Origin of the sequence: Streptomyces sp. KMM 9044 (assembly GCF_024701375.2) — a bacterium.
Taxonomy (GTDB): Bacteria; Actinomycetota; Actinomycetes; order Streptomycetales; family Streptomycetaceae; genus Streptomyces.
Map to the genome: position 1 here is coordinate 90,572 of NZ_CP113910.1, position 13,575 is coordinate 104,146.

13 protein-coding genes and 2 pseudogenes are annotated in these 13,575 nt (G+C 70.4%); 8 read left to right on the forward strand and 7 right to left on the reverse strand.

The annotated features are described in order from the left end of the window. Positions 1 to 48: 48 nt before the first annotated feature. Together HUV60_RS00400 and HUV60_RS00405 are read right to left on the reverse strand one after the other, a co-directional pair. On the reverse strand, positions 49 to 723 hold the full coding sequence (locus HUV60_RS00400) for a sulfotransferase family protein (RefSeq protein WP_257853015.1): 675 nt from the start codon (positions 721 to 723) through the stop codon (positions 49 to 51). Between the two features lie 122 nt (positions 724 to 845). Beyond that, positions 846 to 1,280, reverse strand: coding sequence for a carboxymuconolactone decarboxylase family protein (locus tag HUV60_RS00405; RefSeq protein ID WP_257853014.1), 435 nt, complete (start codon positions 1,278 to 1,280; stop codon positions 846 to 848). Between the two features lie 316 nt (positions 1,281 to 1,596). Here HUV60_RS00405 and HUV60_RS00410 point away from each other — a divergent pair, with 316 nt between their 5' ends. From HUV60_RS00410 to HUV60_RS00430, 5 genes are all read left to right on the forward strand, one after another. Beyond that, on the forward strand, positions 1,597 to 2,325 hold the full coding sequence (locus HUV60_RS00410) for an SDR family oxidoreductase (protein WP_257853012.1): 729 nt from the start codon (positions 1,597 to 1,599) through the stop codon (positions 2,323 to 2,325). Positions 2,326 to 2,489: 164 nt separating this feature from the next. Then, a complete protein-coding gene (locus tag HUV60_RS00415; protein WP_257853011.1) occupies positions 2,490 to 2,807 on the forward strand; it encodes a Rieske (2Fe-2S) protein in 318 nt (105 codons plus the stop codon). 12 nt (positions 2,808 to 2,819) lie between these two features. Next, entirely contained in the window at positions 2,820 to 3,548 is a 729-nt protein-coding gene (locus tag HUV60_RS00420) for a gamma-glutamyl-gamma-aminobutyrate hydrolase family protein (protein ID WP_257853010.1), read from the forward strand. Between the two features lie 177 nt (positions 3,549 to 3,725). Next, positions 3,726 to 5,507, forward strand: coding sequence for an FAD-dependent monooxygenase (locus tag HUV60_RS00425; RefSeq protein ID WP_257853008.1), 1,782 nt, complete (start codon positions 3,726 to 3,728; stop codon positions 5,505 to 5,507). A gap of 153 nt (positions 5,508 to 5,660) precedes the next feature. After that, the gene (locus tag HUV60_RS00430) at positions 5,661 to 6,527 is read left to right on the forward strand and encodes an NmrA/HSCARG family protein (RefSeq protein WP_257853007.1); all 867 of its coding nucleotides are present in this window, start codon (positions 5,661 to 5,663) and stop codon (positions 6,525 to 6,527) included. 90 nt (positions 6,528 to 6,617) lie between these two features. Here the strand turns inward: HUV60_RS00430 and HUV60_RS00435 are convergent, their stop codons facing one another. Then, on the reverse strand, positions 6,618 to 7,394 hold the full coding sequence (locus tag HUV60_RS00435) for an alpha/beta fold hydrolase (protein ID WP_257853006.1): 777 nt from the start codon (positions 7,392 to 7,394) through the stop codon (positions 6,618 to 6,620). A gap of 256 nt (positions 7,395 to 7,650) precedes the next feature. Here HUV60_RS00435 and hemG point away from each other — a divergent pair, with 256 nt between their 5' ends. The 3 genes from hemG to HUV60_RS00450 all read left to right on the forward strand — a co-directional run bounded on the left by hemG (position 7,651) and on the right by HUV60_RS00450 (position 10,369). After that, on the forward strand, positions 7,651 to 9,114 hold the full coding sequence (gene hemG / locus HUV60_RS00440) for a protoporphyrinogen oxidase (protein ID WP_257853005.1): 1,464 nt from the start codon (positions 7,651 to 7,653) through the stop codon (positions 9,112 to 9,114). Positions 9,115 to 9,163: 49 nt separating this feature from the next. After that, complete coding sequence (locus HUV60_RS00445; RefSeq protein WP_257853004.1) at positions 9,164 to 9,772, forward strand: DsbA family protein; 609 nt, start codon at positions 9,164 to 9,166, stop codon at positions 9,770 to 9,772. A gap of 186 nt (positions 9,773 to 9,958) precedes the next feature. After that, complete coding sequence (locus tag HUV60_RS00450; protein WP_257853202.1) at positions 9,959 to 10,369, forward strand: YdeI/OmpD-associated family protein; 411 nt, start codon at positions 9,959 to 9,961, stop codon at positions 10,367 to 10,369. 10 nt (positions 10,370 to 10,379) lie between these two features. On the opposite strand, the pseudogene HUV60_RS00455 reads toward HUV60_RS00450, so the two are convergent. The 4 genes and pseudogenes from HUV60_RS00455 to HUV60_RS00470 form a co-directional block, all read right to left on the reverse strand. Continuing rightward, a pseudogene (locus HUV60_RS00455) lies at positions 10,380 to 10,746 on the reverse strand (ferric iron reductase); the annotation flags it as partial. A 530-nt stretch (positions 10,747 to 11,276) separates the two neighbouring features. Then, positions 11,277 to 12,011, reverse strand: a pseudogene (locus HUV60_RS00460) (IS1634 family transposase); the annotation flags it as partial. Between the two features lie 108 nt (positions 12,012 to 12,119). Next, positions 12,120 to 12,947, reverse strand: coding sequence for a restriction endonuclease (locus tag HUV60_RS00465; protein WP_257853000.1), 828 nt, complete (start codon positions 12,945 to 12,947; stop codon positions 12,120 to 12,122). Positions 12,948 to 13,122: 175 nt separating this feature from the next. After that, a complete protein-coding gene (locus HUV60_RS00470; protein WP_257852998.1) occupies positions 13,123 to 13,311 on the reverse strand; it encodes a hypothetical protein in 189 nt (62 codons plus the stop codon). Between the last annotated feature and the right edge of the window lie 264 nt (positions 13,312 to 13,575).

Sequence of the window (13,575 nt, forward strand, 5' to 3'; positions counted from 1 at the left end):
CCGTCGGCTCGGCTTCTCCGCAGGGACAAAGAAAAAAGAGGGCGGCGTCTAGCGCACTCCACCGGGTGCGAGCGGGCCGCCACCGGCGGCCATCTGCTGCATCCTTTCGCGCATGTTCGCGGTGGTGTTGACGTGCGGGAATTCCGCTGCCGGCGCGCCGGTCCCAAGGAACGCGCACAGCGGTTCCCAGCCCTGCTTCACGTCGTAGACGAGGAGGTTGTCCGCGGGGACCGCGTCCATGATCTCCTGGTTGCGCCGATGGTAGACCTTGATGGCGTGGTCCTTGTCGGAGAACCGTCCGTCGAACAGGCCGTCCCAGGTCATGACACTGGTCATGCGGTAGACCCGGGCCTGCCTGGATCCCTCCTCCGAAGGGTTCTCCTTGTTCTTCAGGACGAACTGGTACAGCGTGTTGTACGTGCTCTCGTACCAACCGTCGGCGTCACGCACCGTGAGGACAACCTTGGCGTCGGGGAACGCCTCCGTGATCTGGCGGTAGTAGAAGGAAGGAGGGCCGTCCACCGCGGACGTGTACCCGTCGAACACCGCTTCCCAGTCGGGCTGGTGCTCATCGCAGATGATGCGTTCCCACTGCTCCAGACGCTTCTCGTGGCCGACGATGTCGAACATGTGGTAGCAGGGTCCGTAACCGAGCTGTTCCAGCGCCACCTGCAGTGACGTCGTCCCGGTCCTGCCTAAACCGGCGTTGATGAGCTTCAACAAGGTGAGGTCCTTCCCTCCGGCTGGGTGGTCGGCTGGGAGCATGCTTTCCCGCGGCCCTCATGGAGTCAACAGCCTCGCCCGAGGCCGAACTTGACGTCGGGCGCGGCGACGCTCGGGGTCGCTCAGCGCCAGGCTGCCGGCACCTGCCTGGTGGAGACGTTGATGCGGTTCCAAAGGTTGACCAGGCCGATGTGTATGACCAGCGAGGCGAGTTCCTCCTCGGTGTAGTGCCGGGTCGCCTCCTCCCAGACCTCGTCGGACACCGGGTCCTCCTGGCCGCTGAGGTCGGTGGCGCCCTCGGCCAGCGCCAGCGCGGCGCGCTCGGCGGGGCCGAAGCAGGCCGCCTCCCGCCAGCCGGCCACCAGGGGCAGGCGCTCGTCCGCCTCGGCCGCCTTCCCGAGATCGGCGGGGATCGTGTAGACGCGGCCGTTGATCTGGCTCACCCGCAGCCGGACGAGGTCGAGCGTCTGCTGCGGGACACCGGCCTTGCCGATCACCCTGGTCAGCTCGAGCAGGGGCTGCAAGGCGTCGGGGACGACCAGCGAAGGGTTGTTCATCCGGGGTGGCATCGGGGCTTCTCCTGTGAGTCGGTCCTGCTCCGCCGCTGCTCTGGCGCCCCCCGGCTGGGAACGGAGGGGCGAAGAGGGGGCGGAGGCGTGCAGCGGCGAGTGCCGGTGCACCAGGCTGCCGCCGCTCTGTCCGTCCTGCAAGTGCCTGCCGGGCCGTGCGGCCCGCCACCTGTGTTCGACCGCGGAATTCCCGCGGTTGAACACCACGGGCGTTCACGACGGCATCGGGTGTGCCGCCGAAACTGTGTGACTCTTCGGTGAGTTCCGACGCACGTGCCCCCCTACGACGGAAGGGACTTCAGACGTGCCGGTCGAGAAGATTGCACTCATCACGGGCGCCAACAAGGGCATCGGACACGAGACAGCACGGCAGTTGGGCAAGCAGGGAGCCGTCGTCCTCGTCGGCGCCAGGGACGAGGTGCGCGGCAAGCAGGCGGCCGCCTCGCTGACGGACCACGGCATCACGGCGGTGTCGCTGCGGATCGACGTGACGGACGCGGCCTCCGTGACCGACGCCGCGGCCTTCGTCGGGCAGCGGTACGGCCGCCTGGACATCCTGGTCAACAACGCCGGCGTCGCCGGAGGTTTCACCGGTGCGCCCAGTCAGGCGGTCGCGGGCGACCTGCGGGAGGTGTACGAGACCAACGTCTTCGGCGTGGTCACCGTGACCAACGCGATGCTGCCCCTGCTGCGCCGCTCCGAAGCCGGACGCATCGTCAACTTGTCGAGCCACCTCGGGTCGCTGACCCTGAACGCCGATCCGGTGTCCCCGATGGCCCGCGTCAGCATGATCGCCTACCAGTCCTCGAAGACCGCGCTCAACGCGATCACGGTCGCCTATGCGAAGGAGCTGCGGGACACACCGATCAAGGTGAACGCAGCCCATCCCGGAGTGGTGGCCACGGACATCAACGGCCACCGGGGGCAGCGGACTCCCGCGGAGGGCGCCGTGATCGTGGTCCGGCTGGCACTGCTGGACGCCGCGGGACCGTCGGGGGCGTCCCTGTCGGAGGACGGCCCCGTTCCCTGGTAGCGGACCGGACCCGCCCACCGGCCCGCGAGCGCCCGGCCGGCCGGGAAAGGCTCCAACGAACTTCGTCTTCTCCTCATCTCATCCTCAAGAGCCGGGGCGGAAGGTGGATCGATGTGCGTGAGACCAGGGATATGCCGGACCGATTCAGGAGGAGAGCCGAACCGATGAGCTTCGTCAAGGTTTGTCCGGTGGACAAGATCCCGGCCGAGGGCGCGATCGCGGTGGAGGTCGACGACACACCGGTCGCACTGGTGCGCAGGGACGACACGGTGTACGCGGTCAGCGACCTGTGCTCCCACGCCGAGGTCTCCCTCTCCGAGGGGGAGGTCTACGACACGACGATCGAGTGCTGGCTGCACGGGTCGTGCTTCGACCTGCGCACCGGCAGACCCGTCAACCCGCCGGCGACACAGCCGATCGCCACCTACCGGGTGAAGGTCGAGGACGGCTTCGTCTACGTGTCTCCGGACTCCGAAGGCTAGGGACAGGTGGTCATGAAGTCAGCACCCGAGGGCTTTGACCGGCAGCCGGTGATCGGGATCACCGCACGGACGGTCCCGGTCACACTGCAGGGCACCGACATGGTGGTGAGCCTCGCGCTCCAGTCGCACGTGGACTTCCTCGCCGCCGCGGGCTGCCTCCCCGTGCTGCTCCCGCTGCGGCACGGGGTCGAGCGGATCGTCGGTGACCTCGACGGCCTGCTCGTCCCGGGCGGCCCGGACGTCGATCCGGCGCTGTACGGACAGAGCCGGCATCCGAGGACCCGCGGCGGCAGCCCGGAGATGGACCGCGCCGAACTCGCCCTGCTCGGTGCGGCACTCGAGGCCGGCCTGCCCCTCCTCGCCATCTGCCGCGGCATGCAACTGCTCAACGTGCAGTGCGGAGGCACCCTGCACCAGCATCTGCCGGAGATCACCGACAACGACACCCATCGCCCGCAGACCGCCGGGTTCGAGTTCGGCCGGCATGTCCTGGACCTCCGGGCCGACAGCCGCATCGCCGGGATCTTCGGCGACGACACGCCCAAGACCGCCTGCCACCACCACCAGGCGGTCGACCAAATCGGCACCGGCCTCACCGCCACCGCCTGGGCGCCGGACGGCGTCGTCGAGGTGGTCGAGGCGGTCGGCCACCCCTTCGCGATCGGCGTGCAGTGGGAAGCCGGCCAGACCGAGGACGACCGGCTCCACCTGGCACTCGCGAAAGCGGCCGGGCGCAGCTGAACCACCCGGCGGGGTCCACCCGTCGTTGACCGGGGCTAAAGAGACCCCGGTCATATTACGCAGGAATCTCCAATCAGGACGCACAGCCGAGCACGACCACATTCCGTGTCGATTTCAATCCCGGCACATGCGGCAGTCCCCGTGAGCGTGAGGCTGTCACCTTCCGGAAGGACGAAAATGGGAGCAGTCGAGGTTCCGGTTCTTATCGTGGGCGGCGGCGGATGCGGTCTTTCCGCTTCCAACTTCCTGTCCGATCACGGTGTGGACCATCTGCTCGTCGAACGGCACGCGGACACCTCGCACGTGCCGAAGGCTCACTACCTCAACCAGCGCACGATGGAGATATTCCGTCAGCACGGGCTCGACGGGCCGATGGTGGAGCAGGGGGCGCCCCTGGAACTGTTCGGGAAGCTGCGCTGGCTGACCTCGCTCGCCGGTGACCGGGCGATGGACGCGCAGCACATCCATGAGATGGACGCCTTCGGCGGCGGCTCGCTGCACGAGAGGTACACGGCGGCCGGCCCCGTCCTGCCCGTCAAGCTGCCGCAGGTCCGGCTGGAGCCGATCCTGCGCCGCACCGCCGAGGAACGCAATCCGGGGCGCATCCTGTTCGGCCACGAAATGGTCGGCTTCTCGGACGAGGGCGACCGGGTAATCGCCGAGATCCGCGACACCGCCACCGGGGAGACGGCCACGGTCACCGCGCGCTACATGCTCGGAGCCGACGGCGGCCGCACGGTCGGCAGCGCCCTCGGCATCGAGATGCAGGGCGTGCACGGCCTGCTCGACGTGACAACCGCGTACTTCACCGCCGACCTGTCGGAATGGTGGCAGGAGGGCACACTCCTCACCCACCTCCTCAACGCGTACGACCCGGACCTGTGCAGCAACCTCATCGAGATGGGGCCGAGCTGGGGGAAGACCTGCGAGGAATGGGTCCTGCACTTCCCCCCGATGGACCCGGACCACCTCGACGAGGAGGCGGTCGTCGCCAGAATCCGTGAGCTGCTGGGCCTGCCCGGCCTGGAGCTGACCCTGCACCACGTGACGAACTGGACCGTGGAGGCGCTGATCGCCGAGCGGTACCGCAAGGGACGGGTGCTGCTGGCCGGCGACTCCGCACACCGCCAGCCGCCCACCGTCGGCCTCGGCCTGAACTCCGGCATCCAGGACGCCCACAACCTGGCGTGGAAGCTGGCCGCGGTGCTCAGCGGGCGCGCCCACGACAGCCTCCTCGACACGTACGAGACGGAGCGGCGGCCCGTGTGCAGGCTCAACGTCGACTGGGCGGTGTCCGCGGCCTCCCACCATCAGGCCGTCCTGGACACCGTCGGCCTCGGCCCCCACGCCCCCGCACAGCGCCGGCAGCGGATGTTCGCCGCGTACTTCGACCAGTCCCCCATCGGTGAGGTCGTGCGGGCCCGGACCTCGGAGATCCTGGACACCCACCGCGCCGGCTGCCAGGCGCACGACTTCGAGATCGGCTTCAACTACGAGGAGGGCGCGGTCGTCCCCGACGGCAGCCGACCGCCGGCGCGCGTGCCCATGCGCGACGTGTACCACCCCACGACCCGGCCCGGGCACCGGCTGCCTCACGCGTGGATCGAACGGGACGACGGCCAGCGCCTGTCGACCCACGACCTGACCGGCTCCCCGGCCGGTTTCGTGCTGCTCACCGGCCCGGACGGGGCGGCGTGGGCCGAGGCGGCCTCGCAGGTGGCGGAGAAGTTCTCGGTCCCGATCCACGCGGTCCGCATCGGCGAGGGCGCGGAGTTCGCCGACATCGACGGAGGGTGGGAGACCGTCCGCGAGATCTCCGGGGACGGCGCCGTCCTGGTGCGCCCCGACAACCACGTGGCGTGGCGCAGCATGAGCGCCGGCGAGAATCCGGCGGGCATTTTGGCAAACGTGTTCTCCCGCGTTCTCGACCACAGTGTCACTGAAGGTTCCGCTTCCTGAGCTCAGAACACATCCGATTGGCGGGGCTCCTGTGATGTTGCTGTCGGCGCATTCGACATCCCCGCGGCAATGAGCAGGACCTCCGCCTTGTCACGAAATTCCCGGCAGACCGGGATGACGCATCGACGAGGCAATGGACGACGGAGGAATACGGTGACGGTAGACGGAACGGTCCTGGTGCTGGGCGGAACCGGCCGGCAGGGAGGCGCGGTGGCCCGCGAGTTGCTGTACAGGGGGCGGGCCGTGCACGCCCTGGTGCGTGATCCGCGGGCGCCCGCGGCGCTCGCGCTCGCGGAGGCGGGTGCGGTGCTCGTGCGCGGGGACCTGGACGACGGGGCGTCGCTGCGAGCGGCGATGCAAGGGGTCCAGGGCGTGTTCAGCGTCCAGACGTTCAGGGGCCCCGGCGGGGTGGAGGCGGAGGAGCGGCAGGGCAAGGCGGTGGCGGACGCCGCCGCCGAGGTGGGCGTGGCCCACCTCGTGTACAGCTCGGTGGGCGGCGCGGAACGCTGCGACGTCATCCCCCACTTCCGGAGCAAGTGGAACATCGAACAGCACATCCAGAAGCTCGGCCTCCCGGCGACGGTGCTGCGGCCGACCATGTTCTACGACATCCTCCTCGACCTCGGTCCCCGGCTGGTGGACGGGGAGCTGGTCCTGGGCCTGTGGCTGCGCCCCGAGGTCCCTGTCCAGGTCATCGCGACCAGCGACATCGGCGCGTTCGCCGCGGACGCCTTCGACAATCCGGCCGCGTGGCTCGGCCGGCAGATCGAGATCACCAGCAACGAGCTGACGGGTCCGCAGATCGCCGAGGTGTTCGGGCGCGTGGCCGGCCTCCCGGCCCGGTACGAGCAGCGGTCCTTCGAGCCGCTGCGCACGGCCCGCGGGGACCTGGCCGCCATGTTCGACTGGCTCGACAACGAGGGGTACCGCGCCGACCTGGCGGAGCTGCGCCGCGTCCGGCCCGACCTCGTCAGCCTCGAGACCTGGCTGCGGAGCAACTGGACCATCCCGGTGGGCTAGTCGCACCGCCGTGGCCGACACGACGAAGCCGGCTCCCCCGCTGACAGGGAGCCGGCTTCTCTGGCGCCGGCCACGCCCGCGCACCCGTCCTCAGGTGGTGGCGAACCCGGCGAGGACCCGGCCGAGAATGTCGGTGTCGATGCGGTGCCACGAACCGGGCAACTGCATCCCCCAGCCGTTGGGCAGCGCGGTCGCGGTCGTCCGGGCCGCGTCGCGCAGCCAGTCTCCGGTCGCGTCGCTGTTGACGACCAGCGTCGGCGTCCGCAGGATGGCCAGGCGCTCGGCGGGCACGTCGAAGTCACCGAGGATGGTCGTGTCGTACAGGAGGGTGTGGGCGTTCGCCTCGTTCGTCGCCCACAGAGGGGCCTGCCGCCAGTCCGCGATGACCTCGGAGCTCAGTCCCAGCAGTTCGGAGAGCCAGTACTCCGCGGCCTCGCCGCGCCTGCCGTCCGCGAGCAGTGCCCGCAGGGTGTCCATGCAGTCGGCCGGGGGCTTCGGGTGGGGGGCGGTACGGAAGTACGGTTCGTGCAGCGCGAGTTTGGTGATCGGGACGCCGGCCAGGGCCGCCTCGAGCGCCAGGTTCGCGCCGGTGGATCCGGCGAAGACGACCGCCTGCCCGCCGGCCTCGTCGATCACCGCCGCGAGGTCCTCGATCTCGCGCTCGACGGCGTACTCGGGGGAGTCACCGCTCTGTCCCCGTCCCCGGCGGTCGTAGACGTAGGTGGTGCAGCGCGGTGCCAGCTCCGGGACCAGCGGATCGAAGATGGTGTGGTCGCGGAACGCGCCGTTCATCAGCACGATCGGCGGACCGTCGCCGGTGCTGCGATAGGCGATCGTCGTGCCGTCCCGGGAAACGACCTTCCGCATGCCGCTCTCCTCATGCTCCATGGGTGGGTTGTCGCAGCGGTAATGTCCAGCAATCCGGTCGACGGCCGGTCGAGGATGGATCGGACGCGGCGCCGGGAGCGTGCGGCCCCGGACGGCGGTACGGCGGGCACCGCGCGAAGGTGACGCCACCGCACGGGCCGCCCCTCGACCAAGCCGAATCCACCCTCGCTCGACCGGGATTATCGGCGCCCCTTCGAGACTGGTGCGACACCGTATCCACGAAGGAGCAGGTCGAATGGCGGACAACGAAATGGCTCAGGCCGGCGGAGCTCCGCATGTCGTCGTCGTCGGGGGCGGTGTCGCGGGTCTGGCGGCGGCGTTCTTCCTGCGCGACAAGCCGGTGCGGGTGACCGTCCTCGAGGGCGCGTCCCGGCTCGGCGGGCAGTTGGCCGTGTCGGAGCTGGCGGGCGTCGTCGTCGACGAGGGCGCGGAGTCGATGTACGCCCGGCGTCCCAAGACCGCCAGGCTGCTCAAGGCGGCCGGCCTCGAGGACCGGGTCGTGGCGGCGGGGACCAAATCGATGGCGATCTGGACCCGGGACCAGATTCGGCCGCAGCCCGACCGCCAGTTCATGGGCGTGCCCTCCGACATGGACGAGCTCGCCAAGTCCGGCATCCTGTCCGATTCCGGGGTGGCCCGGGCACGGGAGGACCTGACGCTGCCGCGGGCCGAGCGGGGCGGGGACGTCTCGGTGGCGGCGTACGTCGGAGGGCGGCTCGGCCGCGAGGTTGTGGACCGTCTCGTGGATCCGTTCCTGTCCGACGCGTACTTCGGCCGCGCCGACGAACTGTCGTTCGAGGCCACGCTCACCCCGCTGGCCGCCGCGTCCCGCCGGCACACGTCGCTCGCCGAGGCGGCCGGGGCGATGATCCCGGCGCCGCTCCCACCGGGGCAGGAACCCACGACGGGCATCTCTACCCTGACCCTGGGGCTCGGCTCGCTGCCCCAGGTACTCGTGGACGGCCTGCTCGCCGCCTCGCCGGACTCGGTGGTGCGGACCGGGACCACGGTGCGGGAACTGGCGCGCCGCGAGCACGGCTGGCGGGTGACCGTCGGCATCGCCGCCGAGCCGGAGCACATCGACGCGGACGCCGTCATCGTCGCCGTTCCCGCCGCCCGGGCCGGCCGGCTGCTCGCCGGGGCACCCGGGAGCGCCCGGGCCACCGCGGCGCTCGCCGAGATACCGTACGCCGGCTCGGTGGTCATCACGCTCGCCTACCCCCGCGAGGCGCTCGCCGGGATGCGCGCCCTGGGGCACAGCGGCTACCGGGTGCCGGCGGTGGACGGGCGGGCGCTGAAGGTGGTCACGTTCTCGACCATGAAGTGGCCGCACCTCGCGGGCGAGGTGGACATCGTGCGATGCCAGGCCGGGGGCAGCGGCGGCGAGGACCTGCTGGAGCGCGACGACGCCGACCTCGTCGCACTCGCCGCGTCCGAGGCCGCCGAGGCCACCGGGGTGACCGGCGGGCCACTGGCCTCGCGGGTGAGCCGGTGGAACGACGCGGTGCCGCAGTACACGGTCGGGCACCTGGATCGGGTGGCGCGCATCCGTGCGGCGGTGGAGACCCAGCCCGGGCTCGCAGTGTGCGGCGCCGCGTACGACGGCGTCGGGGTCGGCCAGTGCGTGGCCAGTGCGCTCAAGGCCGTCGAGCAGGTGCTCGGCGAGCTGCGCAAGAACGCCTCCGCCCCTTCGGCATGACAGGGTCGCACGCCACCGGTAAAACAGGATCTCTGCAGAGGGGGCTGACGTGTCTCAGGGCAACGTGACCACCGTCGACTTCTGGTTCGACCCGCAGTGCCCGTGGGCATGGATCGCGTCACGATGGATCCACGAGGTGGAACGGCAGCGGCCCATCAGCACCCGCTGGCACGTGATGAGCCTCGCCGTCCTCAACGAAGGGCGCGACGTGCCGCGCAGGTACCGCGAGGGGATGGGTTACGGGCCGGTGCGGGTCTGCACGGCCGCCGAGCAGAAGTACGGCCCGGAGGTACTCGGTCGGCTCTACACCGAACTGGGCAACCGGTACCACCACGAGAAGGCGCCCAAGGACCGGGCCACCGTCGAGGCCGCGCTGGAGGCGGCCGGCCTGGACCTCGGGCTGGCCACGGCGATGGACTCCACCGAGTACGACACGGCGCTGCGCAAGTCGCACCACGCCGGCATGGACCGGGTCGGCTACGACGTCGGCACGCCCGTGATCGCCGTTGACGGCAACTCGTTCTTCGGTCCGGTGGTGACGCCCGTCCCCCGTGGAGAGGCCGCGGCGAAGCTCTGGGACGGCGTACTGCTCGTCACCGCGACGGACGGGTTCTACGAGCTCAAGCGCACCCGGGACCGCAAGCCGCTGTTCGACTGACACGGTCCCGGCCGTCGGCCCCGCCACACGGATGGTGCCGATCCCCGCCCCCAGGACGCCCGCCCCCGTCAGGATGTGACACAGCACGGTCACCGATGGACGGACATGACCGTCACACCGCGAGCTGACACACGTTGACAGGAGCAGATGATGAAGTTCCGAACCTACGTCGAGCCTCCGGAGCCCATGCGGGGTTTGGAAGTTCCTCCGGAGGTCGTGGAGGAGCTCGGCGGAGGCAAACGACCAGCCGTGACCATCACGGTCAACGGCCACTCCTGGAACAGCCGGATCGCGATCATGCGGGGCCGCCACCTGATCGGCTTCAGCAAGGCCAACCGGGAGGCCGCCGAAGTCGAGACCGGCGAGGAGGTCGAAGTGGAACTCGCACTCGACACCGAACCCCGTGTCGTGGTCGAACCGCCCGACTTCGCCGAGGCCCTGGACGCCGATCCGATCGCCCGCAAGGTCTACGACCGGTTGTCCCCGAGCCGCAAGAGGGCGCACGTGCACGCCATCGAGAGCGCGAAGAAGCCCGAGACGCGCCTGAGGCGGATCCAGAAGGCCCTGGCGGCCCTGCGCGACGAGGCGTTCGCGTGAGGGGGAACCGGCCGGCCAGCGGATTGGGCAGCAGCAGGTAGCGTGCGTCGGCGCTGTCCGCACCCGTCCAGCGCAGGAGCCGGTTGGTCCTGCCGGACAGGGTGGGGGGCGGTGAGCAGGGCTGTGACCCCGGGCAGACAGCGCACGGCGGACGGCGGGCCGGGGGTCTGGGGGTCTGGGCCCCAGTGCTGTTCGGCGAACGCGCCGGCCGGTTCAGCGAGGTGGTTGACGACCAGGCAGTACACCAACCGCTCCACGTCCGTCAGCAGCTTCACGCCCTCGGCATCCCGGAACAGCGCCTGCACCGGGATGCTGTAGGCGCCGACGGCGACCAGGGTGTTCTGCAGATGCGCCTTTGGCACGACGCCCTGGCCGGCACCCAGCAGACCAGGGGCGTTCTGGCGGGGACCCCGGGCCGCATCGCCGTCCCGGTCGCGGCCGACTCCGACGAGGCACGGCGTGTGACCATGCGCCTCGTGGACGACACCGGCTTCGGCCCCCTCGACGCCGGCGCGCTGCCCGACTCCTGGCGCCAGGAGTCGGGCACCCCCGCCTAGCCCTTGAGGACCTGGAGCCGGCCCTGGCCGCAGCCGACCGGGCCGAGGCACCGCGCACGCGTGACCGCCTGATGGAGCGCTTCGCCACCCTCACCTCCACGCCCACCCTGGAGGAGGTCGTCGAAATCAACCGCTCCGCCCACCGCTGGCGCCTTCCGCTGCCGCCGCGCTCGTGCCGTGGAACGCGGCACGAGCGCAGGCCCGTGGTACCGGCGGCGCGGCAGGGACGCGGAGAGCCTGAGTTCCGCAGCTGAGGTGGCGCTCTAGTACGCGAGTACGGGGTTTGACCTGCGGATATGTGTGAGCGCATGTCGGATCGGCGTGTGTCTAGGCGGGGGTGTTCGTGGAGGTCAGGTGGGTGTGCCGGGTTCCAGGGTGATGATGCGCTTGGGCTCGGGGACGCCGAGTTCGGCGAGGGTCGCGCGCTGGGCGGGAGTGGTCTCGGTGCGCTGGCGGAAGGTTCCGGCGGGGCCGGCGAAGGTGCCGACGTGGATGCGTTCGAGTTCCTCGCGCAGGTTCGTCCAGGTGTTCTCGCAGGTGGTCTCGGCGATGCGGATCAGGAGCAACGCGAGCCAGCAGAGCAGGACGTGGGCGCGTATCCGGTCTTCCTTGCGGTGGTAGACGGGCCATAGATCGATGATCGTCTCCATGTCGCGCCAGCCGCGTTCCACTTCCAGCAGTTGTTTGTAGCCGGTTGCGATGTCTTCGGCGGACAGGTGCGGGGCGCTGCAGCGCAGGGGGAACTTGCCGTCCAGGCGTTCCTCGGCTTTGATCACCGCCTCGTCGATCCGCAGCAGCCCTTTCGGGGTGACGCGCAGGAAGCGGTTCGGGCCGGGCTTGGTGGACAGGCGTCCGCGCAGTTCGGCGCGCTTGGTCGCGCTCAGCTTGTCGGTGTCGGCGATCGTCCCGCCGAGCTGGGCGAGGAGGTCGACTCGGATCGCGGCGTCGCGTTTGGCCTGCTCGGGGTTGTGGCAGATAACGAACCGGTCGGCGGTGTCGTCGAGTTGGACCTGCTTGACCTGCATGTTGTCGGCGACGTGCGCGTATCGGCCCTGGCGGGACAGTGTGGCCTGGACGGCGGGTGAGGTTTCCTCCGTCCGGGCCGCTTCGTCGCCCTCCACCGCGGCGCCCACCGCCGGGCCCGTGCCAGACTCCGCTGGACGTCCGGCACCGGCCGCCCGACCTCACCCGCCTCAGCCGGCCACGGACTCCGGCTCCCACGGGCGCGGCCCCACGCCGTCCTGCCAGCGCAGGAGCTCTTGACCGTCCATACACACGATGCCGCACTGCTCGGCGTACTCGATCGCGGGAGCGGTGAAGTCGCTGGTGGTGACCACGACGGCGACATCGGCCCCATGAATGGTGAAACACGTGCCGCCGAACCGCTGCACGTCCTGGGAACCGACCCGGTTGGCCTCGCAGTACTGCTTGCACTGGATGACGACCAGGCGCCCGTCCGGCGTCCTCGCCACGACGTCGGCGCCCAGGTCACCGGCCCCGCCCACGACATCCACGTCGAGGCAGCCGTCGCGTCGGCACAGCTCGGCTATCGCCTGCTCGAACTCGGTGGGGTCCAGTTCCTCGTAGCCGGTCTCCCCGGTGTCCGCGGACACCTCGTTCACGGGCTCAAGGAGGGCGACGGTCCGTTCCGCATCGATGCGACCGCCGCAGGGATCGGTCCGTGCTGCTACGGGACCGGCGGCAGGAGGCGGTGAGGCAGTGTCGAGGGCTCCGGCCGCCGTCCTTGTGGCCTCGTCCAGGGCTCCCGCGGCGTGGCGCGCGAGCCTCGCCGCCGATATCCGGCGCCTTCTGCGGCAGGCGGCCACGACACCGCCGGTGCCAACGAGAACGAGCGCGACGGCCCAGGCAGGACGATGTTCGGCGGCGGCCGTCGCGGTACGGACAACCGTGCCCACCAGGGTCAGAATGACGGCGAGAAGGACGAAGTACAGGGCTGTTGCCCGTAGTTCGAACCGGCGGGAGCGGCGCACGGCACGCGGGGCACGTGTGGGTACGGCCATGGTGATGCTTCCCCTCCAGGGACGACAATGAAAATCAAGAGGCGTCTGCCCAGGTACGGAAGGTTCTATCGAGCCGGCGCGATCACCCGTGTCGCCGAGCTTCCACACTGTCGACGAGGCCCGCGCCGCTGTGCCGGCTGCATCACCGCATGAAGAACCGCTGCCACTCGAACGGTTAGTCGGAGGTCAGTCCGCGTACACGAAGATCAGGCACAGAGCCCGCGAACGGCACGACGGACGAGCCGAACAGCGTCAGCGCTGCCGGGACCGCCGCTGTCAGCCGCTCGCTGCCCTTGTGCCGGCCCGAACGGAACACCACGCGGGCCAGGACGAGCGGCAGCGCCACGAGGGCGAGGAGGATCACCGGGACCCAGAGCCTGCTGAACGCGGTAGTGCCGGTGTCGGTGACCAGGTGCCAGGCAGTCGTGCCGAAGATGACTGAGGATCCCCCGCTGTGCGGGAGGTGGTCGTCCCGGATCCTGGGGGCGCCGGGGCCCGTTCCCGCCGCTGAGGACGGCCGGGGATGGGTGGCGCCAGTGGATCCGGAGGGGAACGGGTTCTGTGTCGAGCGCGGCGCCGCCGAACGTACGGCCTGGCGGCCCAACGACCGCCGGGCCCCGGATCCCCA